Genomic DNA, 23,654 nt, shown 5'->3' on the forward strand with positions numbered 1-23,654 from the left:
GGTCCGGCGTGGAAGAGGTCGTCATCCGGGACGCGGATGTCGTGGACGGCTCCGGCGCACCGTCGTACCGCGCGGACGTGGTGATCGACCGCGGTCGGATCGTGGGAATCGTCAAGGAGGCAGCGGCGGCGGGCTGCCAACGGCCGAAGGCGGTCCGGGAGGTGGACGCCGAGGGTCTGGTCCTCTCCCCCGGCTTCGTCGACATGCACGCCCACAGCGACCTCGCCCTGCTGCGCGACCCCGACCACAGCGCGAAGGCCGCGCAGGGTGTCACCCTCGAAGTCCTGGGCCAGGACGGTCTGTCGTACGCGCCCGTCGACGACCGCACGCTCGACGGGGTGCGCCGGGCGATCGCCGGCTGGAACGGCCACGGCGACGACATCGACTTCGACTGGCGGTCGGTGGGCGAGTACCTGGACCGGCTGGACCGCGGCATCGCGGTCAACGCGGCCTATCTGATCCCGCAGGGCACCGTCCGCGCGCTCGTCGTCGGCTGGGAGGACCGTGAGGCGACGCCCGAAGAGCTGGACCGGATGCGGCAGTTGGTCGCCGAGGGGCTCGAGCAGGGCGCGGTCGGCCTGTCCTCGGGGCTCACCTACACGCCCGGCATGTACGCCGCCGACGCCGAACTGACCGAGCTGTGCCGGGTGGTGGCGTCCTACGGCGGCTACTACTGCCCGCACCACCGCTCCTACGGCGCGGGCGCCCTGGAGGCGTACGCGGAGATGGTGGCGCTGACCCGGGAGGCGGGCTGCCCGCTCCATCTCGCCCACGCCACGATGAACTTCGGCGTGAACAAGGGGAGGGCGCCGGAGCTGCTGTCCCTCCTCGACGACGCGCTGGCCGCCGGTGCCGACATCACCCTCGACACGTATCCCTACACGCCCGGCAGCACCACCCTCGCCGCGCTGCTGCCGAGTTGGGCGAGCGAGGGCGGCCCGCAGGAGGTCCTGCGCCGTCTCGCGGAGGAGGAGACCGCCGAGCGGATCCGCCACCACCTGGAGGATCTCGGCGCGGACGGCTGCCACGGTGTGCCCGTCGAGTGGGACACGATCGAGGTCTCGGGCGTCGGCGGCCCCGGACTCGACGCGTACGTCGGCCGTACGGTCCAGGAGCTGGCGGACCTGCGCGGCGAGGCCCCCTGGACGACCGCCCGCCGCCTGCTGCTGGAGGACCGTCTCGCCCCGACGATCCTCCAGCACGTCGGCCACGAGGAGAACGTCCGGACCGTCATGCGCCACCGCGTCCACACGGGCGGCTCCGACGGCATCCTCCAGGGCACCAAGCCGCATCCGCGGGCGTACGGCACGTTCCCGCACTACCTCGGCCACTACGTACGGGAGCTGGAGGTCCTGTCACTGGAGGAGTGCGTCGCCCATCTGACCTCACGCCCGGCGGCCCGGCTGCGCCTGCCGGACCGGGGTCTGGTCCGTGAGGGCTACCGGGCGGACCTGGTGCTCTTCGACCCGCGGACGGTGGCGGCGGGGTCGACGTACGACGCCCCGCGCACTCTGCCCACCGGCATCCCGCACGTCCTGGTCGACGGGCGGTTCGTGATCGAGGACGGCCGCCGGACCGACGTACTGGCGGGGAGGGCGGTCCGTCGCAGTCCCATGTGACGGAACGCCCCTCCGTGTCGCGTAACGCCCTACGGCTTGGGCAGGGTGCAGCCGCTCGCGCTGAGGTTCAGCTGGTTGCGGGTCGTGAAGCAGGCCGGGAACGTGTACGTCTCCTGGGCGTAGTTGATGCCCTGACGGACGGTGACGTTGCCGCTGGCGTCGACCTCGCAGGGGTTGTTCTCCGTGCAGCGCTCGCCGTCCTCGTTGCCGGTGTTGTTGACGGCGACGACCTTGCCGGTGGCCTGGTCGACGACCGGCGAGCCCGAGGTGCCGCCGATGGTGTTGCAGGCGGAGGTGTAGCGGACCGAGTCCTTCCAGGTCCAGTCGCCCTCCTTCATGCGGTACACGAACCCGTCGATGTTGCAGCTGTAGAGCCGCTTCCAGTAGCCGGAGGCGACGGTGATCGCGGTGCCGGCGGTGGGGTGGGTGTCCTGGACGGTGAGCGCGCTGATGCCGTAGGAGCTCTTGATGGTCGCGTATGTGCTGGTGAGCTGGTAGATCGTGGCGTCCGTGTCGGTCATCGTCGAGTACGCGATCTTGCTGGCGCGCAGCGTCGCGACCCGGGTGCCGGCGGAGTTGAGCAGGCCGAAGGTGCGGCTGGACGCCTGGTTGACGATGACCTCGCCGGGCTCCGGGAAGCCCGTCTCCAGGCAGTGACCGTTGGTGAGCACCAGCGCCGGGTCGGTGTCCAGGGAGTTCGGGAAGCGGACGACGGAGCCTGAGCAGTTGCTCAGCGCGACCGTCCCCGCGAGGGTGACGGCCTTGAGGGTGGGCGACGCGGCCTTGGCGTCGGCCGCCTGCGCGGGCGCCTTCTGTGCGGTTGCCTTCTCCGCGGTGGCCGGAGCCGTGGTCATCGGCGCCGCGACCGCGGGTGCCGCGCCGGCCCCGGCGATGGCCAGGGCGAAGAACGCGGCAACGAGAGGCTTTCTCATGTGGGGGTCCCCTCTTACGACGAGGCGACCGGAGATCTTCCGGCCGCCCGCTGTTTTGTCATGCACACTTTTTGTCATGCGCATTGTGATCGCAGAGGGGTGAGTGAACAAGGAGTTGTTTCCAGCCACGTGCGCTCCCGTGGCTACTTGGGGCCCTTCGTGCCGCCCTGGCCGCGCCCCTTGCCACCCGAGTTGCCGCGCGCGGAGGCGGTCGACTCGGAGGAGGACGTGGGGGCCGGCCGCGGGGCGGTGGACGTGGCGGGGTCCTGGGCGGCCTCGGCGGTCGCCTTCGGGTCCTGGGACACCGTGGGTGAGGCGCCCGCGTCGGACGACGCGCCCGCCGCCGGGCTGTCCGAGCGCGCCGAGCCCGTGTCGGTCGGATCGGTCCCGGCCCGGCGCGTGGAGCCGGTGGACTCGTCGTCGGCGGCGGAGCGCGTACCGGCGTCCGTGCCCGGCCGCCCGCCGGACGAGGACCCGGAGAACGAGAACCCCGCGATCACGGCGGCCACCGACACCACCCCCACCGCCCCCGCGGCCACCAGCGCCCGCCGCCGCCCACCGCGCCTGCGCCGCGCCCGCCGAGCGGAACGGGTGCCGCCCGGGGCGTCGTCGCCCCGGGCGACCCCGTCGACCACCGAGCCGTCACCCACCCCGGCTCCACCGGATGCCGGGCCGTCGACCCACTCGCCCCCGCCGGATGCCGCACCGTCGACCCACCCGGCGCCCTCGGCCGCCGGGCCGTCGACCCGGTCGGCTCCCCCGGATGGCGGGCAGGGGCCCCCGTCCGGGGTCTCCAGGGCCGTTCGGGGGAGCTCCGCCGTCTCGTCGTAGGCGTTCTGCCAGCCGTGGGCGGCCGCGGGGTCGGCGTACTCGTCGTACGCGGGGGTCGTGGGGGCGTACGGGTGGTACACGTTCGGCGGTACCTGGGGCACACCGCCCTCGCCGTGCGCACCGTGGACGCCGTACGCGCCGGTCGCGCTGTTCGCGGGATTCACGCCATACGCCCCGTTCTCGTACTCAGGTGGCCTGGACATGGCGGCGCATTGTAGAGACGGGTGGGACCCGTGGGACAGCCACGGAAGATAACCACACAAATCGACGCGTCCCACGTGGTGGAAAACACGACCCACGAGGCGTTACCGGGCCGTAAGCTCCCAGACATGCAGGTGATCCAGTCGACCAAGCTCGCCAATGTCTGTTACGAGATCCGGGGCCCGGTGCTCGAGGAGGCGATGCGGCTCGAGGCGGCAGGGCACCGCATCCTCAAGCTGAACACCGGCAACCCTGCCGCGTTCGGCTTCGACTGCCCGCCCGAGATCCTGGAGGACATCCTCCGCAACGTGTCGACGGCGCACGGCTACGGCGACGCGAAGGGGCTGCTCGCCGCCCGCCGCGCCGTCGTCATGCACAACCAGACCCTCGGCATCGAGACGGACGTCGAGCACGTCTTCATCGGCAACGGCGTCTCCGAGCTGATCGTGATGGCGATGCAGGGCCTGCTGGACGACGGCGACGAGGTCCTCGTACCGGCGCCGGACTATCCGCTGTGGACGGCCGCCGTCTCCCTCTCCGGCGGCACCGCCGTGCACTACCGCTGCGACGAACAGTCCGACTGGATGCCCGACCTGGCGGACGTGGAGCGCAAGGTCACCGACCGCACCAAGGCGATCGTCATCATCAACCCGAACAACCCCACGGGCGCGGTCTACGACGAGGCCGTGCTCAAGGGGCTGACGGACATCGCCCGCCGGCACAACCTCCTCGTCTGCTCCGACGAGATCTACGACAAGATCCTCTACGACGACGCCACCCACACCCCGACCGCCGCGGTCGCCCCGGACCTGCTGACGCTGACCTTCAACGGCATGTCGAAGGCGTACCGGGTCGCGGGCTACCGGGTGGGCTGGATGTCGATCTCCGGGCCGCGCGCGCACGCCGACTCCTACATCGAGGGTCTGACGATCCTCGCGAACATGCGGCTGTGCGCGAACATGCCGGGCCAGCACGGCGTGGTCGCCGCACTCAGCGGGCGGCAGACGATCAACGACCTGGTGCTGCCGGGCGGGCGCCTGAAGGAACAACTCGACGTCGCCTACGAGATGCTGACGCAGATTCCGGGCGTGAGCTGCGTACGGCCGAAGGGGGCGCTCTACCTCTTCCCGCGCCTCGACCCCAAGGCGTTCAAGATCAAGGACGACCGGCGGATGGTCCTGGACCTGCTGCGCCGGGAGAAGATCATGGTCGTCCAGGGCACCGGCTTCAACTGGCCGGAACCCGACCACTTCCGGGTCGTCACCCTGCCGTCGGTCGGCGACCTGCGGGACGCGATCGGCCGGATCGGCCACTTCCTGGACGGATACAGCCAGCCCTGACGCTCACGCTCCGTGTAGCATCCGTCCTATTTTGTGATCGGCTCAACTTTAGACGAAATCTAAGCTAGGATGGCTTCCTGTCAGAGCACAGGAGGCCATCTCATGTACGAACCGATCCGCAGCAAGTCGGTGCACAGCACGATGGCCGGCACCACCTCCGACTTCCCCCACCGGACGCGCGAGGAGGAGCTGGACATCCAGCTCGCCGGGCATCTCGCGGCGCTGCTCGCCGTCACCGACGAGCTGCGTGCGCTCGCCCCCGACGCCGGCCTGGACACCGCGGCCGAGCGGCTCGCGCAGCAGGTGGCCCGCCTTCGGGGCGGCCGCGCGCCGGTCCGGGCAGTGGCCTCCGGCAGCCGTGAGCCCCGCCTCGCCGCGCTCCACCAGCGGGCGCACACCCTCGCGGGCCGCGCCCTGGTCGTCGCGGCATCCCGAGCGGACACCGCGGCGGCGATCCTCGCGGCGGAGCGCATGGACGCGCACTCCGCCGCGCTGTCCGAGCCGCACCACCTGAGCGGCGCCCGCTAGTCCCGCCCGGGACTCCCCCGATCGGCCCCGGTCCGCGTGCACCCGCAGCGACGCGCGGACCGGGAGCCATGCACCGCGTTGGCCTCGGCCGCGGATCTTCGGTGGTCGTCGGAATCGGAACCGATGAGCGACGGCCAACAGGCCGGGCCCCGCACGTCTTTGTGCGGGGCCCGGGTCCTCTGTTCGGTGTTCACCGCGGCCGGCCGTGACGATCGCTGGTCAGGGCACATCCAAGCCGGCCGCGGAGTTTGGTGTCGGGCCGGAGTCAGCCCAGGCGCTGCACCAGCGCGTGGTACTCGTCCCACAGCTCCTTGGGCGTGTGGTCACCGAAGGTGTTGAGGTGCTCGGGGACCAGGGAGGCCTCCTCGCGCCAGACCTCCTTGTCGACCGTGAGCAGGAACTCCAGGTCGGAGTCGGCCAGTTCGAGGCCCTTGGTGTCGATGGCGTCCTTGGCCGGCAGGATGCCGATCGGGGTCTCGACGCCCTCCGCCCTGCCCTCCAGGCGCTCGACGATCCACTTCAGGACGCGGCTGTTCTCGCCGAAGCCGGGCCAGACGAACTTGCCCGCGTCGTTCTTGCGGAACCAGTTGACGTAGTAGATCTTCGGCAGCTTCGCCTGGTCCCTGCCCTTGGCGACGTCGACCCAGTGGCCCATGTAGTCGCCCATGTTGTAGCCGCAGAACGGCAGCATGGCGAAGGGGTCGCGGCGCAGCTCGCCGACCTTGCCCTCGGCGGCGGCGGTCTTCTCGGAGGCCACGTTGGCGCCGAGGAAGACGCCGTGGTTCCAGTCGAAGGACTCCGTCACCAGCGGTACGGCGCTGGCGCGACGCCCGCCGAAGAGGATCGCCGAGATCGGCACGCCCTTGGGGTCCTCCCACTCGGGCGCGATGATCGGGCACTGCGCGGCGGGAGTGGTGAAGCGGGCGTTGGGGTGGGCGGCCGGAGTCTCGGACGCCGGCGTCCAGTCGTTGCCCTTCCAGTCCGTGAGGTGGGCCGGAGTCTCCTCCGTCATGCCCTCCCACCAGATGTCGTTGTCGTCGGTCAGCGCCACGTTCGTGAAGACGGAGTTGCCCCACAGCGTCTTCATCGCGTTGGCGTTGGTGTGCTCACCGGTGCCGGGCGCGACCCCGAAGAAGCCGGCCTCGGGGTTGATCGCGTACAGCCGGCCGTCCTCGCCGAAACGCATCCAGGCGATGTCGTCGCCGATCGTCTCGACCGTCCAGCCGGAGATCGTCGGCTCCAGCATGGCGAGGTTGGTCTTGCCGCAGGCGCTCGGGAAGGCGGCGGCGACGTACTTCGACTCACCCTGCGGCGGCGTGAGCTTGAGGATCAGCATGTGCTCGGCGAGCCAGCCCTCGTCGCGCGCCATGACGGAGGCGATGCGCAGGGCGTAGCACTTCTTGCCGAGCAGGGCGTTGCCGCCGTAGCCGGAGCCGTAGGACCAGATCTCGCGGCTCTCGGGGAAGTGCGAGATGTACTTCGTGGAGTTGCACGGCCACGGCACGTCGGCCTCGCCCTGAGCGAGCGGGGCGCCGAGGGTGTGGACGGCCTTGACGAAGAAGCCGTCGGAGCCGAGCTCGTCGAGGACCGGCTGTCCCATGCGGGTCATGGTGCGCATGGAGACGGCGACGTAGGCGGAGTCGGTGATCTCGACGCCGATCGCGGAGAGGTCCGAGCCCAGCGGGCCCATGCAGAACGGGACGACGTACATCGTCCGGCCCTTCATCGAGCCGCGGAAGACGCCCTTCTCCCCCTGGAAGATCTCCCGCATCTCCGCGGGCGCCTTCCAGTGGTTGGTCGGGCCGGCGTCCTCCTCCTTCTCGGAGCAGATGAAGGTGCGGTCCTCGACCCGGGCGACATCGGTCGGGTCGGAAGCCGCGTAGTACGAGTTGGGGCGCTTGATGGGGTCGAGTTTTTTGAAGGTGCCCTTCTCGACGAGCTCCTCGCACAGTCGCTCGTACTCGGCCTCGGATCCGTCACACCAGACCACGTTGTCCGGCTGGGTCAGTTCGGCGATCTCGTTCACCCAGGAGATCAGTTCCTGGTGCTGGGTGGGGATGACGGTGGGAGCCGCGATGTCGCGCGCCACGATAGCTCCTAAATGAGGGATTTTGTTGCCTTGTTGCCCCGTGGGGGCTGCGACCCGGATGCTTCGATGTCGATCTCTGGCGCTCATCCGGTGCCGACCGCACTCATTTGATCATCCGACGGGTCCGCCCATATGTCCAGAGGAGCGCACAGGTGAGCGGAGTGAGGATCGCCACGTGTAACGAGGTCCCTTTGCGGCCACATTGCGTTCAGCTGAAGGTCCCTTGACCCGACGTCCGGTTCAGCTTTCGGGAGCCGAACTCCCGTGAGATGATGGCCACTCTTCGTCGACTCTCGTGCCCTACTGATTCGTAACTTACGGCTCCGTAGGTACGATGCGGTTCATGACTGCGCCCGTCCCCGACGCGCCCACGGACTCGCCGGCCGCCGGCCGCGTCTCCGCTGCGCTCTCACTGCCGCATCCGATCAAGCCCAAGCTCCGTGGCTGGCTTCATCTGGGCATGTTTCCGGCCGCACTCGTCGCAGGCCTGGTGCTCACCGCCCTGGCCGACTCGCCCCGCGGGCGCATCGCCTGCGGGATCTACGCGCTGACGGCCTGCCTGCTGTTCGGCGTGAGCGCGCTGTACCACCGGGGCACCTGGAGCCCGCGCATGGACGGCGTCCTGCGCCGACTGGATCACGCCAACATCTTCCTGATCATCGCGGGCACCTACACACCCCTGACGCTGCTGCTCCTGCCGCCGAGCAAGGGCCAGTGGCTGCTGTGGGGCATCTGGGGGGCCGCGGTGGCAGGCATCGCCTTCCGGGTGTTCTGGGTCGGCGCCCCGCGCTGGCTCTACACCCCCTGCTACATCGCGATGGGCTGGGCCGCCGTCTTCTTCCTTCCGGACTTCATGCGCACCGGCGGCATCGCCGTGCTGGTCCTGGTGATCGTCGGCGGTCTCCTCTACAGCGCGGGCGGCGTGGTCTACGGCATCAAGCGCCCGAACCCCTCACCGCGCTGGTTCGGCTTCCACGAGGTCTTCCACTCCCTCACGCTCGCCGCGTTCGTCGTGCACTACGTCGGAATCTCGCTGGTGGCGTACCAGCACGCATAACTCCCCCTTCTTCGAGACGGCCACGGCTTCCCAGCCGTGGCCGTTTTTCGTGCCCGCGCGGCCCCGCCTGTTGACCGTCACTACCTTTTGGCAGTTACTCTCATTTCATGGTTACTGTCACTCAAGGCAACGACGTGCCCCCCGACCCCCGCCGCTGGTGGGCCCTCGGCGCCCTGGTCGCGAGCATGCTGACGCTCGGCTTCGACATGACGATCCTCAACGTGGCCCTGCCGACGATGGCCGGCGATCTCGGCGCCACCACCGGCGAACAGCAGTGGATGGCGGACGCCTACGTCGTCGTCTTCGCCGCGCTGATGCTCCCCGCCGGGCTGCTCGGCGACCGGTTCGGGCGGCGGCTGATGCTGATCACCGGGCTGGGGATCTTCCTCGCCGGTTCCGTGGTGGGCGCGCTGGCCGACGGCGTGAGCGCGGTCGTCGTCGCCCGCGCGGTGATGGGCGTCGGAGCGGCGCTGGTCACCCCGCTCGCGCTGTCGGTCCTGCCCTCGCTGTTCACGCCCGAAGAGCGGACCAAGGCGGTCGGCATCGTCTCGGCCGGTTCGACGCTGGGCCTGCCGCTCGGCCCGATCATCGGCGGCTGGCTCCTCGACCACTTCTGGTGGGGCTCGGTGTTCCTGATCAACGTCCCGATGGCCGCCATCGGCATCGCCGCCTGCGTCCTGCTGCTGCCCGAGACCAGCGACCCGGCCTCCCCGAAGGTCGACACCCTCTCCACCGCGCTCACCGCGGCCGGCCTCGGCGCCCTGGTCTACGCGATCATCGAGGCCCCCACCCGCGGCTGGGGCGACCCGCTGGTCCTCGGCTTGCTCGGCGGGGCCGTCGTACTGATCGCCGCGCTGGTGCTGCGCGAACGGCGGGTCGTGCGGCCCATGCTCGACATGACGCTGCTCGCCCGCCGCGGGTTCCTGTTCAACGCCCTCGCCGCGACCCTCGTCATGTTCGTCCTCTCCGGCCTGATGTTCGTCCTGCCGCCCTACCTCCAGGCCGTCCTCGGCCACGACGCCCTCGGCACCGGGGTGCGGCTGCTGCCGATGATGGGCGGTCTGATGGTCGCCGCGCGGGCCGCGCAGCCCGTCGTCGCCCGGTTCGGGGCCCGCGCCGTGGTGAGCGCGGGTCTGGCGGTGCTGGCGTTCGCCGCCGTCCTGGGCAGCCGTACGACGGTCGACTCCGGCTACGGCTTCACCGCGCTGTGGCTGTCGGTCGCCGGGGTCGGCTTCGGCTTCTCGATCGTGCCCGCGATGGCCGGTGCCCTCGGCACGCTGCCCGCCGACCGGGCCGGCAACGGCTCCGGGCTGCTGATGACGCTGCGCCAGGTCGGCGGCGCGATCGGCATCGCCCTGCTCGGCAGCCTGCTCGCGGGCGCCTTCCGCGACCGGCTCGACGTGACCGGGCTGCCCGCCGCGGCGGCCGACACCGCCGGGGACTCCGTGGTCGCCGCCCACCTGGTCGCCGAGCGGGCCGGATCGGCGGACCTGATGGCCTCCGCGGACGGCGCGTACGTGCACGGCATGGGCCTCGTCCTACTGGTGTGCGGCCTCGCCGCACTCGTCGCAGCCCTGCTGGCGGCGGCCTTCCTGCCCGGGGCACCGGAGCGGCGGCGCACCGAGAGCGCGAGCCCTGACGTGGTCGCCCTCAAGGCGGATGCCCGACAATGACCCCCATGACGGCCGCACGCACCCCCACTTCCGCCGACCGCCCCCCGCTCGGACTCCGTGAACGCAAGAAGATCAAGACCCGTGAGGCGATCCGCACCGCGACGTACGGACTGATCAAGGAGCAGGGGTACGACGCCACGACGATCGAGCAGATCGCCGACCGGGCCGAGGTGTCGCCGTCGACCGTCTTCCGTTACTTCCCGACCAAGGAGGACATCGTCCTCACGGACGAGTACGACCCGATCCTCCTCGAGGAAGTGCGGGCCCGGCCCGCGGACGAACCCTGGCCGGACACCATCCGGTACGTCATGCGGGAGGCCGTCCGCACGGGCGTCGAGGAGGACGAGGAGGTCGCGCGGCTGCGCACCCACCTGATGGTCCAGGTCCCCGCGGTGCGCTCCCGGATGATGGAGAGCATGTCGGTCACCGGCCGCATGCTCTGCACTGCGATAGGTGAGCGCACCGGCCGCGACCCCGACAGCCTCGAGGTGCGGGTCTACGCGATGTCCCTCATCGGCGGCCTGATGGAGACCTCCCTGTACTGGGCGGAGAACGGGCACCGGGACGACTTCGCCACCCTCGTCGACCGCACCCTGGAGGTCCTCCAGCACGGCCTCCCGCAGGAAAACCCCTGAGGTCACCCCCCTCCTCCGTGCGATCCTGGCCGGGTGACCGCACACGAGATCCACGTCGAAGTCGCACCCGCCCTCGCCCTGTTCGTCCCCCACGGCCGACGCCGCGGCGCCACCGCGCTCGCCGTCGACGGCGTCTCGACCCTCGGCCATGTCGTCGAGTCCCTCGGTGTGCCGCTGACCGAGGTCGGCGCCCTGGTCGTGGACGGCCGCGAGGTGGCGGTCTCGCACATCCCGGCGGACGGCGAGTCCGTGACCGTCCGGGAGGTCGACCGGCCGCAGCGGGTCCCCGGCGCTCCGCTGCGCTTCCTCCTCGACGTCCACCTCGGCACCCTCGCCCGCCGGCTGCGCCTGCTCGGCGTGGACGCGGCGTACGAGTCGACGGACATCGGCGACCCGGCCCTCGCCGCCCTCTCGGCGGCCGAACAGCGTGTCATGCTCAGCCGCGACCGGGGTCTGCTGCGCCGCCGCGAGCTGTGGGCGGGCGCCTACGTCTACAGCACCCGCCCCGAGGACCAGCTCCGCGACATCCTCGACCGCTTCGCCCCCGAGCTGCGCCCCTGGACCCGCTGCACCGCCTGCAACGGCACGCTGAAGCGGGCCACCAAGGACGAGGTCGCCGACCAGCTCAAACACGGCACCCACCGCTCGTACGACGTCTTCGCCCAGTGCCGCGCCTGCGGACGCGCGTACTGGAAGGGAGCGCACCACGAACAGCTGGAGGCCATCGTGGAGCGCGCGTTGAGCCGGGGTACTCAGGACGGTTGAGTAGGCGGGCCGATCTCCGGCGCCCGCCGGCGCGGTGGGATGAAGGCATGAACACCGCGCAGCCCTCGGCCGACCGCCACCTGACCGGATGGTCCGTGGCCGGACTCGTCCTGCTCCTGCCGACCGTCGTCGTCGCCTGGCTCGCCGTGCTCTCCACCGAGCGCGGCAGCCGCTGCCTCACCTACGGCGAGCAGTGCTCCACCGTCCCGGGCACCGTCCTGTACGGGGTCTTCTACGCGTCCCTCGCGGCCGGCGTGGTGGCGCTGGCGTGGCCCCGGACCCGGTGGACTCCCGCCAGGTCCGGGGCCGTGGCCCTGCAGTGGGGCGCGCAGCTCACGCTGGGCGCGCTGATCCTCAGCGGCGCCTGACGTCCCGCCGAGGGGCGGCCGGCGCCCCGGCCGTTTCAGCTGGTCAGCGCCGAGCGCAGCCGCTCGGGGTCGGTCGTCGGGGCGTCGCACGTGAAGTTGCGGCAGACGTACGCGGCCGGTTCGCCGCCGACGAGCGGGCGCTCGGCGAGCAACGGGAACTCGTCGCTGTCGGGTGTGCCGTACACGACGACGGCTCCGGGGGCGGTGCCCAGAAGCGCCGTACGGTGCAGGGTCCTCGTGGCGGGGTCGTCGAGCGCGGGGCCGACGACGGCGACCTCGCGCGGCCCGTCGAGCAGCGCCTCGGCTGCGGCGAGCCCCCAGCCGATGAACCGGGGCACCCGCGGCCCGAGCGCCTTGACCACGCCCAACGCCCGCTCGGCGGCGGTGCGGTGGGGCTCGGAGCCGGTCTGGGCGGCGTACCCCAGCAGGGCGCCCGCGGCGGCGGTCCAGCCGGACGGGGCCGCGTTGTCGGTCGGGTCCTGCGGCCGGCGGATCAGCTGCTCGGCGTCGGCGGCGGTGTCGTACAGCGCGCCCGACTCCGGGTCGGTGAACCGGGTGAGGACGTGGTCGAGGAGGAGCCCGGCGAACTCCAGCCAGACGCCCTCGCCGGTCACGGACGCGAGCGCGAGGAAGCCCTCGGCGACGTCGGCGTAGTCCTCCAGCACGCCCGAATTCGCGCCCGCGTGGCCGTCCTTGCTGGTCCGGGTCAGGCGGGCCCGGTCGTCGAGGTGCAGGCGGACGAGGAGGTCGGCGGCGGTGACGGCCGCGTCCACCAGGTCGGGGCGGTCGAAGTAGGCGCCGGTCTCGGCGAGGGCGGCGACGGCGAGCCCGTTCCAGGCGGCGACGATCTTGTCGTCCCGGCCGGGCGCGGGCCTGGTCTCCCGGGCCTCCCTCAGCCGCCGCTTGATCGACTCGACCTTCTCGGCGTCGACGAACCCGTCCTGCTGCGGGAGTTGCAGCACGGAGGCGCCCTCCTCGAAGGTGCCCTCCTCGGTGACGCCGAAGTAGCGCGTTGCGAGCTCGGCGTCCTCCGGGCCCAGGACGTCGGCGAGTTGCTCCGGCGTCCACACGTAGTAGGCGCCCTCGACGTGCTTGCCGGTCCCGCCCTCCCGTCGCCCACCACCGCCCTTGTGAAGACGCGCTTCGCGCGGCACCTCCTCTTCGCTGTCGGCGTCCAGGGCGGAGGCGAACCCGCCCTCGGCGGTGCGCAGTTCCCGCACCATGAAGTCGGCGGTCTCCAGCGCGACGCGGCGCGCCAGCTCGGAGCCGGTGGACCGCCACAGGTGGGCGTACACACGGCACAGCAGCGCGTTGTCGTACAGCATCTTCTCGAAGTGCGGCACCACCCAGTCCCGGTCCACCGAATAGCGCGCGAACCCGCCGCCGAGCTGGTCGTAGATCCCGCCGCGCGCCATCCGCTCGCAGGTGTCCTGAGCCATCTGCAGCGCGCCCTCGGCGCCGGTGCGCGCGTGGTGGCGCAGCAGGAACTCGATGACCATGGACGGCGGGAACTTCGGCGCCCCGCCGAACCCGCCGCGCTGCTGGTCGTACTCCCGGGTGAGTCCGAGCAGCGCCTGCGCCGGCTCCTGCTCACCGGGGGCCTGGGTGCCGCCGTAGGCGATCTCCCGCTGCGCGAGGTCCCGGACGATCTTCCCGGCGACCTCGTCGACCTCGTCCCGCCGGTCGGTCCAGGCGTGGTGGACACCCTCCAGGACCTGCTGGAAGGAGGGCATGCCGTGGCGGGGGGCCGGCGGGAAGTAGGTCCCGAAGTAGAAGGGCTCGGCCTCCGGTGTGAGGAACACCGTCATGGGCCAGCCGCCCTGCCCGGTGGCCGCCTGCACGGCCTCCATGTACACGGCGTCGACGTCCGGGCGCTCCTCGCGGTCGACCTTGACGTTCACGAAGTTCTCGTTCAGATACGCGGCCGTGGTGTCGTCCTCGAAGGACTCGTGCGCCATCACATGGCACCAGTGACAGCTCGAGTAACCGACGCTGAGCAGCACCGGCACACCCCGCTCACGGGCCTCCTCGAAGGCCTCGTCCGACCAGGGCCACCAGTCGACGGGGTTCTCTGCGTGCTGGAGGAGGTACGGGGACGTCTCATGGGCCAGTCGGTTCGCCATGGGGTCCATCCTGCCGCAGTACACCCATCGGAGCCCGTCCGCACCCTCGCGCCATTCGGCCGTCCGCAGCACACTTGACCGGGAAAGCTGTTGTTGCCGGAGGGGGACGGGACATGCGGGACGGCCATCGGACCGATGCCGAGCGGCTGTTGGCACGGGCCGTGGAGGAGGAGATGCGCCGCTCGGGCGGCCGCAGCGACGCCCAGGTGCTCATGTCAAGGGCGCGCGGCGCACTGGACACCATGGCGCAGACCGCCGCCGAGGAGTACGAGGCCTACACGCGCGCCCTCGACGAGGCGGAGGCCGGACGGCTCAGCTTCGGACAGCGCTACGCCCGGGAGGGCGGGGGCACTCCGCTGCTGGTCGCGGGGGTCGCCGCGGTCACGGCCGCCGTGGCCGACCTGGCGCTCGGCACCGGCGCGAGCACCGCGCTGGGCGCGGGCGTGACCGTCGGGGTCGTCGGCGCGGCGGCCACCGTCGTCAAGGTCGCCGGCTCACACCTGCCCGCCGCGCACCACCGCGCGGGCGCGGCCGGCCAGCCCGGCGGCCCGGAGCAGCTGCGCCTGCAGTGGCTGACGGCGCTGGAGGTACGCGGCATCCGCCCGTTTTTCGACCAGCAGCGGGTGATCAGCGCGTCCACCGGTCCGACGAAGACCGGGCCGAAGCTGCGCAGCGTGGACAAGAGCGCGGCGGCCCGCGGGCGGAAGGTTCTGGAGCAGTCGTTCGGGCAACTCCCCGAGCCGAAGGGGGCGTTCGCGGGCCGTCGGCAGGAGCTGGCGCGGATCCGGCAGTGGGTGCAGGCGGCCCGCGCGAGCACGCAGACCCGGCCGACGGTGGTCGTGCTGCACGGGACGCCCGGCAGCGGCCGGACGACCCTCGCCGTGCGGGCCGCGCACGACCTGCGGGACCAGTTCCGCGGCGCGTGCGTCGTCGATCTGCGCGGCCACAGCGCGGAGCCGCTGTCCACGCGGGACGCGCTCCTGCATCTGCTGAATCGTCTCGGCGCACCGCGGGAGCAGCTGCTGTTCCGTGAGCGGTCCTCCGCCGAGCAGCAGGTCAAGCGCCTGAGCGACCTGTACCACCAGCACCTCACCGGCCTGCCGGTCACCGTGATCCTCGACGACGCCTCCGACCCCGAGCAGGTCCGCACCCTCGTCCCCGAGCGCTCCGACAGCCTGGTCCTGGTCACCGCGCGCGGCCCGCTCGACCTGCCCGACGGCCTCCCCGCCTGGGTCCACGAACTGCCGGTGGAGGCGCTGGACGCGGCGGGCGCGGAGGAGCTCCTCGGCGCGGTCACACAGGACGACCCGGGCCCGTACGACGCCGAGTCCGCCGACCGGATCCGCGAGCTGTGCGGCGGGCTGCCGCTGGCGTTGCGCGTCGCGGGCTCGTCCCTCGGCCCGCGCTCACCGCGCGGGCTCGCCTCCGACCTGGAGGCGTACGGCCCGGTGGAGCCGGTCGAGCGCGCCCTGTGGCTGCGCTACACCGACCAGCCCGACGCGGCACGCCGGCTGCTGCGGCGCCTCGCACTGGCGGGCCGGGCGTCGCTGGGCGCGGCCGCGGCGGCGGCCCTGCTCGCCACGGACCGGCCGGAGGCCACCCGGCACCTGGTGGCCCTCGCGCAGGCCGGCCTCATCGACCATGTGCGCGGCGACCGCTACCGCCTGCACGACCTCGTGCGGGCCTTCGCCCGGGCCCGCCTCCTGGACGAGGAGGACCCCGCCGAGCGCACGGCCGCGCAGGAGCGGCTGATCGTCAGCTACGCCGAGCTCGCCGACTCCGTGCTGCGCCTGGTGGACGGCAACATGTCGACCCGCTCGGACCGCTTCAGCCCGCACGGCTTCACCTCCCTCGACGAGGCGCTGCGCTGGCTGGACGACGAGTCGAGCTTCATCACGGCGGCACTGCGGCACGCGGAGGGCGTGAACGAGGCGGCCGTGCTGAACCTGCTGGGCGCCCTGTGCGACTACTGCCTGCTGCGCGGCGACCTCTACCGGCTCGGCGAGATCAGCGAACTGGCGCAGGCCGTCGACCGGGGCCTGCTGCTGCGCTCCGTGCAGTGGCGCACCGGCATCGCGGCCCGACAGCTCGGCGAGCTGGACAAGGCCCGCACCACCCTGACCTCCGTGGTCGACCTCTACATGCAGGCCCATCACGACGCGGGGGCGGCCCGCGCCCTGTGCTCCCTCGGCATCACCCTGCACCACCAGGGCAACCTCACCGAGGCGGCAGCCAAGCTGCGGGAGGCCCTGGAGCTGCAGGCCGCCCCCGAGCTGGCCACGGACCGCGCCTGGACGATGCACGCGCTGGCCGCGGTCGAGCGGGACCGGGGACAGCCCGCCGAGGCCCTGGACCTCCTCGGCCGTTCCCTGGTCCTGCACCGCGAGGGCGGTTCGGTGCACGGCGAGGCGTGGGCGCACTTCCAGCTCGGCCAGCTCAACCTGCGCCGCGGTGACATCGAGGAGGCGGAGAGCGAGCTGCGCCAGGCCCTCGACCTGTACGGCCGCACCCGCGACGCCCGCGGCGAGGCCTGGGCGCTGACCCAGCTGGCCCGCGCCCGCCTGGTCGCCGGTGACCCGTCCCCTGCGGTGGACGGACTGCGCCGCGCGGCCGCCCGGCACCGCGACAACGAGGACGCCCGCGGCGAGGCCTGGACGGCCTACTACCTGGGGCAGGCCCTGGAGGAGACGGGCGACCTGGACCGCGCGGTCAGGGAACTCGAGCGCTCCCGCACGATGTTCTCCCGCATCCGGGACGTCTACGGCCTGGCCTGCGCCCGCCACCACTCGGCACGCGTGACCAGGGACCAGCGGGCGGTCCAGACGGGCTCGCTGCGCAACTCCGGCTTCGCCCGCCAGCTCCTCGTGGACGCCCGCGCCGACTTCCAGCGCATCGGCGTCGCCCACGGCGAGGCGTGGACCTGCCTGGAGCTCGTCATCGTCGACGCGGGCAACGCCCGTGCCCAGCAGGCGCTGTCCCTGTGCGACGAGGCCGCGGCGCTCTTCACCTCGTACGGCGACGACCGCGGCGCGGACTGGGCCCGCTTCCTGCGCTGCACCCTGCTGCCCTACGCCGCTCCCGGCGGCGTCGAGATCGGCACCGCGGTGGCCCAGGAGGAGTTGACCCAGCTGTCCCGCGCGGCACATCCCCTGCGGGACGAGAAGCTCGACGACTACGTGGAGGCGTACCAGCTGTTGCTGGAACGCGGGGTGAGCCTGGAGGCGGGGTGGCAGGCTTGGCGACTGGGCATGGTGCCGGACCGGCATGCGCGGGAGGTCATGGGGGTGGCGGTCGCCGCCACGTCGTGATGGGCCCGGGCCGAGGCGGCCCCCGTACGGTGAGGAGGGCCCGGTGAGCGGTCGCAGGTGGCCGGGGGACCCGCAGGAGCAGGCGCTGCGGCACGCCCTGGACCGTGACCGGCGGCTCGTCGTCCTGGTGCACGACCGGCCGTCCGGATCCGAGCAGCCGGCGGCGCTCGCACGGCTGGTGTCCGCAGCCGGTGCCGCGCGGGGTCTGCCCGTGCACCGCTTCGCCGTCGAGGACCGCGCCACCGCAGCGGAACCGCTGCTGCTGCGCCTGCTGTTACGGACGGGGACCCGGCCCGAGAGCCTGCGCGCGGCGCTGCTCGCCACCCCGCAGCGCCTCGCCGAGCTGACCGCGTCGACGTGCCGCGAGGCGCTGGGGGGCCCTCGATCGCTGGTCGTGCTGGACGACGTACCGAGCGGCGGGCCCGGCGACGAGCTGCTGCGGGCGGTCAGCGGTGCGTTGGAAGGCACGGGCTGCGTCGTGCTCGCCACATCGCGGACGAGTCACTCGGCCCCGGGCGCCCTCAACCAGGCGTGGGACCCACCGTCGCAGACCTCGGCCCCGTGGGCCGAGGCCCTGGACGAGATGCGCGCCGGCCCGGACGCCGAGCCGCTGTCGGTTCTCGCGGCCTGGGACGGACGGGAGTTCTCCCCGGACCTGCCACTGCCGCTGCCCGTCGAGCGCTGGACGCGCGCCGACTTGTCGCGCCTGTTCCAACGGCTCCACCGTTCAGGACTGCTCGAGGAGTCCCGCCCCGGCTGGTACGAACTGGCCTTCGAGGTACGTGAGGAGCTCAGACGCCTCCGCGGCGCCGAAGACCTCCGACGGACCGCACGGCGGCTGGACTCCGGCCTCGCGGACGACCTCACGGCCAGGACCGGTGAACTCGGGGACGCCGCCGAGCCCGTGGTCGACCTCGCGCTGCGCCTGCTGCGCTCCGACGCCCCGCGGGCGCTGGACTTCCTGGCCCGGCTGGGCGGCCAACTGGCTGCCGAGGCCGCGATCCTGCCCCTGCTGATGCTCAAGGCCGAGCTGTCGCACGTGAGCAGCGCCGCGGACGCGCTCACCCCGGCGCTCGCCGCGGCGGCCCGCCAGACCGGCCGGCCGCAGGCCGCCGAACGGGCGCTGACGGGGCTCTCCTCGCCTGCGGCCGTACGGGAACTCGCCCTCACCCGGCACCACATGGGCCTGCTGGCCGAGGCTGAGGCCACGCTCGACGCACTCCCCGCCGACGGTCCGGACGGCTGGGCCCTGCACATCCGCGCGGCGATCCGTCTCGACCGGGGTGAGGTCGACACCGTCGGGCGGCTGCTGCGGCGGGCCATCGAGGCCCACCAGGTGCGCGGCGACCGGCGGGGCGAGGCCTGGGCCGTCTTCCACTACGGGCGCCTGCGACTCCTGCGCGGCGGGCTGGAGGAAGCACGCAAACGACTCGACACGGCATGGCAGCTGTTCCGTGACACCGGCGACGTGGTGGGCGCCGCGTGGGCGGACACCGAACTGCACCGGGTGGCCGTGCTGATGCACGGGGCGCAGCCCCGGCTGCTGCAGGAACTGGCGGCCATGCCCGAGGCGCACCGCGACCACGGCGACGTCCGGGGAGAGGCCTGGGCCACGCTCGTCGCGGGCCTCGCGTACGCGGACGCGGGGCGACACCCGGCGGTGGCGGCCCTGGAGCGGGCCTGGTTCCTCTTCGAGATGCTTCCCGACCGGTTGGGGCTGGCCTGGGCGATGCACCACCGCAGCCTCCAAAGACCCGCGATCGCCCCGTTCGACCGGGTCGCCGGCACCTTCACCGGGAGCGGCAGCGAGCGCGGCCGGGCCTGGGCGGAGCTGCGGGAGGCGGTGCTGACGACGCGTCCCACGGCACGCGGGCGGCTGCTGGGCAGCGCGCACCAGCACTTCGCGACGGTCGGTGACACGGCCGGTGAGCACTGGGCGACCGTGCTCGACCGGGAGCGCGGCCCCGACGAGCGCGCCGAGTCCATCAGGGTCCTGCGCAGCTGCTATCCACCCCATTTCCTCGCCGGTGTCGACTGGCTGGGGTCGAGGATCGACATCCCCCACGCCGTCCGCCACTTCGTTCCCGTGCCCGGCACCTTCACCGTGGACGACTTCGCCGACGACATACCGCCCACCGCCTCCCGGGTGCGCCTCACCCTCCTCGACGACTTCCCGGCCGTCGAGGAGTCGGCCGCCATCATGCTGATCATCGAGCCGGGCCCGGAGCACCCCTGGGCGGCGCGGGGCGCGGCCCGTCCCCTGCTGACGGTGCGCGCGGTTCCGCTGACGCGCGCCGACGTGGAACCCGCGCACGCCGTCCCGATCAAGCGAACCGCCACGTTCCACTTCACCGCGCACCGGGCGGGGCGCCATCGCATCCGCTTCACCGTCGAGCACCAGCGGTCGGGAACCGTCCTGCAGCAGGTGGAGACGGACATCGACGTGCAGGGGGCCGCCGAGGAGACGCCCTTCGCCGACCCACAGCCGCACGCCCTGTCCGCGTCCGCCCCCGAGCCCGCCCGGAGGGCCTAGTCCAGTGGCCCGCGAACTCCCGGTCCGCGTCGTGCAGGACCCCAGCCTCGGCTTCACCCGCCTCCCCCACCTCGTCACGCCGCCCGATCTGGTGGTGGGCATCGATTCCTACGGCGAGAACGGCATCCTGGCCCGCATGCACGGCCCCGTGGTGCCCGCGCTGAGCGGCGAGCACAAGACGTTCCTGGAGGCGACTCCCGCACAGGTGCGATCCGCTGCGGCACGCCTGCGGCGCCTGTGGAAGGACGAGTTCATCGACGTGCGGCGCCTCGACGCCGAGGGCCGCCCCGCCCCGGGGCGTGCCTCCCTGCCGTACGCGACCCGTGTCGATCTCACCGGCGAGCCGCAGGACGAACTGCTCGACGCGCTCACGGAACTCGCCACGTACGGCTCCCAGTTGCTGTTCGACGTGTTGTTGGGCGGAGAGGGTGAGCAGGTCAAGCTGTTCCGCGGGCTGCTCATCGAGGTGCTGCGCGTCGGCGCCCCGCTGCGGGTGCGTTTCGACTCCGACCTGTTCGTGCCCTGGCCCATGCTCTGCCTGCCCCCGGACGCGACGGACGAGCCCGGTGTGGACGGGGTGTTCCGGCGGTTCCTCGGGCACCGCCACCAGATCGAGCAGACCGGTGGCTACTACGCCGGGATCGCGGACGGGCGTGAGCAGCCGCCGCCCGCCGTCCCGGCCGTGAGCCTGAACCACGACACCGGTATCGACGTGCGCGGCCGCACCCGGGCCGCCGATGTCGCCGCGCTGCTGGCCCGCGAGGGAGTCCTGGCCGAGCGGACGACCCGGCGGGAGCTGGAGCGGGCGCTGCGGGACACGACGCTCGACGAGCAGTTGATGTACTTCTGGTGCCACGGGCACTTCCAGGGTGCCGAGCCGGAGCCGCCGGCCCTCGTCGTCAAGCTGACGGACCAGCGCCCCATAGACGCCTACACCGTCAAGGCGCACCGCCCGGATCGCGGGGAGTGCGCGCCGTTCCGTCCGTTCGTCCTGCTCAACGCCTGCTACGCGGGGCTGCCCGGCAACGCGGACCTCGCCTATCTGGGGCACGCCCTGATCGAGACCGGGGCCCGGGGCGTCCTGGGGCCGCAGATAGAGATGCCCCAGGTGTTCGCGGCGGAGTACGCGCTGGAGTTCCTGACCCGCTATCTGCCCGGCACGGGAACGGCCGGCGAGGTGGCCCACGCCGTCGCCCGGCACTTCGCCGACGAACTGCACAACCCGCTGGGCTTCGGCTACGCCCTGCACTGCGGCATGGACGCGCGCCTGCCTCGCGCGGAGCAGCAGGCCGACGCGGACGCCGGAGAGGAACAGGAGACGGCCGTATGAGCACCGCCCCCGCCGCGCCCGAGGTGCGGTCCGTCGACCTCTGCCCGGACGGCTGGCTGCTGCAGGACACCGTGCACGGCCCGCGGCCGGTGCCCGCGCCCCGGCTCCTCGACCACTTCGCCGAGCACCTGACACCGCCCGACTGGGCCACCGACCTGCTGGTGTACGTCCACGGCTGGCGGACCGGACCGGATTCGGCGCGGGCCGCGCTGCACCGCCTGCTGACGCTCTGCGCGCTCCAGTACGACCGTGACGGGGCGGCCCGCTATCCGCGGCTGCGGCCGTGGCGGCCCTGGAGCGTGCTGGTCCGCTGGCCCTCCCACTCGATGCCCTCGCTCGGCGGCTACCGCCGTATCCGCGACCGGGCACACGCCATGAGTACGCGGGGCCACGCGGCCCAGGTGATCGGGCAGCTGCTCGGATATCTGGACCTGCACCGCACCGATCCGGCCTCGGCGCCCGTCCTCGCCAACCGCGACGGCCAGTATCTGCACCTGGTCGGGCACTCCTTCGGCTGCCGGTTCCTGTGCGAGGCGGTCCAGTGGGCGGCGGACGGGCCGCTGACGCTGGGGTGGAGCACACCGGAGCCGCCGGGGCGGCCCTTCACCGTCGACTCGATGCTGCTGCTGCAGATGGCGGCCCCGCGCGACGCCTTCTCCTCCGGCTTCCCTGCACTGGCCGAGGCGCCCCTGCGGGGGCCCGTCGTGGCGACCTACTCGCACCACGACCAGGCCACCGGCTTCTGGCACCTGCGGGCGGAGAAGCGGGTCGGCATCGGCCACGCGGGCATCGGCACCGCGCCCGCTCCGGTCTCCGCGATCCGGATGCTGTCCGGCGACCAGGGCTATCCGCTCGACGCCCTCGACCACCGCTTCGTCAGCGTCGACGCGAGCCACGTCTACGTCCGCGGGAGCGGCCCGGCGGGGGCCCACTCCGACCATCTGCGGCCGGAGACGGCACACCTGCTGATGTCGCTGGCCGATCACTCCCGCTGATCCGGGCGCGGCGCACGGCGGTGAAACGCGCCGACCCCGCGCTCGGCCTCAGCCCTGGGCGGACGAGGGCTTCCCGGTCGGCTTCCCGGTCCCCTGCGTTCCCTTGCCGGAGGCTTCCGCCCCCTCTTCCGGCGACTTCTCGAAGTCGACCTTGCCCATGTGCCGGTTCATGGACTTCATCAGGCCCCACACCGCCAGCGCCATCGCCGCGAAGACGATGAAGCCGAGGACGCCGGGGGTGACCTTGTTCTCGTCGACCTCCTTGGCGAGGGGGGCGAGGTGCGTCATTGCCAGGCTCACGCTTGCGCTCATGTCAGGCATTGTCGCGGATGCCCGCAAAGAGGTCGTCCTCGGGGAGGGAGGTATCGACGAGGGACTTCGCGAGCTCGTACTCCTCCGTCGGCCAGACCTCCCTCTGCAGCTCCATCGGCACCCGGAACCAGCCCCCGTCGGGATCGATCTGCGTGGCGTGCGCGATCAGCGCCTTGTCGCGGATCTCGAAGAAGTCGGCGCACGGGATGTGCGTGGTGAGCGTGCGCTCGGTGCGCTCGAACTCGCTCCACCGCTTCAGCCACTCCCCGTACGGCGACTCCAGACCCCGATCCAGCAACGCGTTGTGCAGCGCCTCGGTGCGGGGGCGGTTGAAGCCCTGGTTGTAGTACAGCTTCCGCGCCTGGTACGCCGGGCCGAACTCCGCCTCCGGGTACTTCTCGGTGTCCGCCGCGCCCTCGAACGCCACCATCGAGATCTTGTGGGTCATGATGTGGTCGGGGTGCGGGTAGCCACCGTTCTCGTCGTAGGTGGTGATCACCTGGGGACGGAAGGAACGGATCTGCTTCACCAGCTCACCGGCCGCCTTGTCGACGTCCTCCAGCGCGAAGCAGCCGTCGGGCAGCGGGGGCAGCGGGTCGCCCTCGGGAAGGCCGGAGTCGACGAAGCCGAGCCACTCCTGCTTGATACCGAGGATCTCGCGGGCCTCGTCCATCTCCTTCTTGCGTACCTCGTGGATGTGCTCCTCGATGTACTTGTCGCCCTGGAGCTTGGGGTTGAGGATGGAGCCGCGCTCCCCGCCCGTGCAGGTCACGACCAGCACGTCCACCCCCTCGGACACGTACTTCGCCATGGTGGCCGCGCCCTTGCTCGACTCGTCGTCGGGGTGGGCGTGAACGGCCATCAGTCGCAGCTGGTCAGTCAAGACTCAATCCTCAGTGAAGTCGGCGCCCGGTGTGAGCGGGTGCGATCGGCGCTTCTATAGTGACCGAATCGGAAGGCGAATAATTCCGGGGCCCGGATCCGGCGGACCCACCGTCGGACAGCCGTCCGCCCC

The 23,654-nt window shown here is 72.2% G+C and carries 18 protein-coding genes; 12 read left to right on the top strand and 6 right to left on the bottom strand.

Annotated features, from left to right (window positions below; genetic code table 11):
* Positions 1-8: 8 nt before the first annotated feature.
* Positions 9-1,619 carry an amidohydrolase family protein gene (locus ACFYWX_RS06085; RefSeq protein WP_389422768.1) on the top strand — a complete coding sequence of 537 codons (1,611 nt, stop codon included), beginning with the start codon at positions 9-11 and terminating at the stop codon, positions 1,617-1,619.
* Between the two features lie 29 nt (positions 1,620-1,648).
* On the opposite strand, the gene ACFYWX_RS06090 is transcribed toward ACFYWX_RS06085, so the two are convergent.
* Positions 1,649-2,551, bottom strand: a complete 903-nt coding sequence (locus ACFYWX_RS06090; RefSeq protein ID WP_389422769.1) for a serine protease — start codon at positions 2,549-2,551, stop codon at positions 1,649-1,651.
* Positions 2,552-2,694: 143 nt separating this feature from the next.
* Positions 2,695-3,585, bottom strand: coding sequence for a hypothetical protein (locus ACFYWX_RS06095; protein WP_389422770.1), 891 nt, complete (start codon positions 3,583-3,585; stop codon positions 2,695-2,697).
* A gap of 126 nt (positions 3,586-3,711) precedes the next feature.
* Between ACFYWX_RS06095 and ACFYWX_RS06100 the strand changes: the two genes are divergently transcribed.
* Positions 3,712-4,923 (top strand): pyridoxal phosphate-dependent aminotransferase, encoded by a 1,212-nt coding sequence (locus ACFYWX_RS06100; RefSeq protein ID WP_389422771.1) that lies wholly within the window; start codon positions 3,712-3,714, stop codon positions 4,921-4,923.
* A 102-nt stretch (positions 4,924-5,025) separates the two neighbouring features.
* On the top strand, positions 5,026-5,451 hold the full coding sequence (locus ACFYWX_RS06105; protein ID WP_389422772.1) for a hypothetical protein: 426 nt from the start codon (positions 5,026-5,028) through the stop codon (positions 5,449-5,451).
* A gap of 265 nt (positions 5,452-5,716) precedes the next feature.
* On the opposite strand, the gene ACFYWX_RS06110 is transcribed toward ACFYWX_RS06105, so the two are convergent.
* Entirely contained in the window at positions 5,717-7,540 is a 1,824-nt protein-coding gene (locus ACFYWX_RS06110; protein WP_389422773.1) for a phosphoenolpyruvate carboxykinase (GTP), read from the bottom strand.
* A gap of 343 nt (positions 7,541-7,883) precedes the next feature.
* Between ACFYWX_RS06110 and ACFYWX_RS06115 the strand changes: the two genes are divergently transcribed.
* The 5 genes from ACFYWX_RS06115 (at position 7,884) to ACFYWX_RS06135 (ending at position 12,038) form a co-directional block, all read left to right on the top strand.
* The gene (locus ACFYWX_RS06115; protein ID WP_389422774.1) at positions 7,884-8,597 is read left to right on the top strand and encodes a hemolysin III family protein; all 714 of its coding nucleotides are present in this window, start codon (positions 7,884-7,886) and stop codon (positions 8,595-8,597) included.
* Positions 8,598-8,704: 107 nt separating this feature from the next.
* Positions 8,705-10,270, top strand: a complete 1,566-nt coding sequence (locus ACFYWX_RS06120) for a DHA2 family efflux MFS transporter permease subunit (RefSeq protein WP_389422775.1) — start codon at positions 8,705-8,707, stop codon at positions 10,268-10,270.
* On the top strand, positions 10,267-10,905 hold the full coding sequence (locus tag ACFYWX_RS06125) for a TetR/AcrR family transcriptional regulator (protein ID WP_389422776.1): 639 nt from the start codon (positions 10,267-10,269) through the stop codon (positions 10,903-10,905). Before ACFYWX_RS06120 ends, ACFYWX_RS06125 begins: the two co-directional genes overlap by 4 nt.
* Positions 10,906-10,938: 33 nt before the next feature.
* Complete coding sequence (locus tag ACFYWX_RS06130; protein ID WP_389422777.1) at positions 10,939-11,670, top strand: Mut7-C RNAse domain-containing protein; 732 nt, start codon at positions 10,939-10,941, stop codon at positions 11,668-11,670.
* 47 nt (positions 11,671-11,717) lie between these two features.
* The gene (locus tag ACFYWX_RS06135) at positions 11,718-12,038 is read left to right on the top strand and encodes a hypothetical protein (protein ID WP_389422778.1); all 321 of its coding nucleotides are present in this window, start codon (positions 11,718-11,720) and stop codon (positions 12,036-12,038) included.
* 35 nt (positions 12,039-12,073) lie between these two features.
* Here ACFYWX_RS06135 and ACFYWX_RS06140 read toward each other — a convergent pair whose 3' ends face one another.
* Positions 12,074-14,161 carry a thioredoxin domain-containing protein gene (locus ACFYWX_RS06140; protein WP_389422779.1) on the bottom strand — a complete coding sequence of 696 codons (2,088 nt, stop codon included), beginning with the start codon at positions 14,159-14,161 and terminating at the stop codon, positions 12,074-12,076.
* Positions 14,162-14,274: 113 nt separating this feature from the next.
* On the opposite strand from ACFYWX_RS06140, the gene ACFYWX_RS06145 reads away from it, so the two are divergent.
* From ACFYWX_RS06145 to ACFYWX_RS06160, 4 genes are read left to right on the top strand one after another with little or no spacing between them, the layout of a single operon-like run.
* On the top strand, positions 14,275-17,469 hold the full coding sequence (locus tag ACFYWX_RS06145) for a tetratricopeptide repeat protein (protein WP_389422780.1): 3,195 nt from the start codon (positions 14,275-14,277) through the stop codon (positions 17,467-17,469).
* A gap of 43 nt (positions 17,470-17,512) precedes the next feature.
* Positions 17,513-20,002 (top strand): hypothetical protein, encoded by a 2,490-nt coding sequence (locus ACFYWX_RS06150; RefSeq protein WP_389422781.1) that lies wholly within the window; start codon positions 17,513-17,515, stop codon positions 20,000-20,002.
* A gap of 4 nt (positions 20,003-20,006) precedes the next feature.
* Positions 20,007-21,332 carry a CHAT domain-containing protein gene (locus tag ACFYWX_RS06155; protein ID WP_389422782.1) on the top strand — a complete coding sequence of 442 codons (1,326 nt, stop codon included), beginning with the start codon at positions 20,007-20,009 and terminating at the stop codon, positions 21,330-21,332.
* Positions 21,329-22,327 (top strand): hypothetical protein, encoded by a 999-nt coding sequence (locus ACFYWX_RS06160; protein WP_389422783.1) that lies wholly within the window; start codon positions 21,329-21,331, stop codon positions 22,325-22,327. Before ACFYWX_RS06155 ends, ACFYWX_RS06160 begins: the two co-directional genes overlap by 4 nt.
* Positions 22,328-22,375: 48 nt before the next feature.
* Here the strand turns inward: ACFYWX_RS06160 and ACFYWX_RS06165 are convergent, their stop codons facing one another.
* Positions 22,376-22,648, bottom strand: coding sequence for a hypothetical protein (locus tag ACFYWX_RS06165; RefSeq protein ID WP_389422784.1), 273 nt, complete (start codon positions 22,646-22,648; stop codon positions 22,376-22,378).
* Positions 22,641-23,501: a mycothiol conjugate amidase Mca gene (mca, locus tag ACFYWX_RS06170; protein WP_389423058.1), complete on the bottom strand. Its 861-nt coding sequence runs from the start codon at positions 23,499-23,501 to the stop codon at positions 22,641-22,643. Before mca ends, ACFYWX_RS06165 begins: the two co-directional genes overlap by 8 nt.
* Positions 23,502-23,654: the final 153 nt, after the last annotated feature.

Source organism: Streptomyces sp. NPDC002888, assembly GCF_042888465.1.
Lineage (GTDB): Bacteria > Actinomycetota > Actinomycetes > Streptomycetales > Streptomycetaceae > Streptomyces.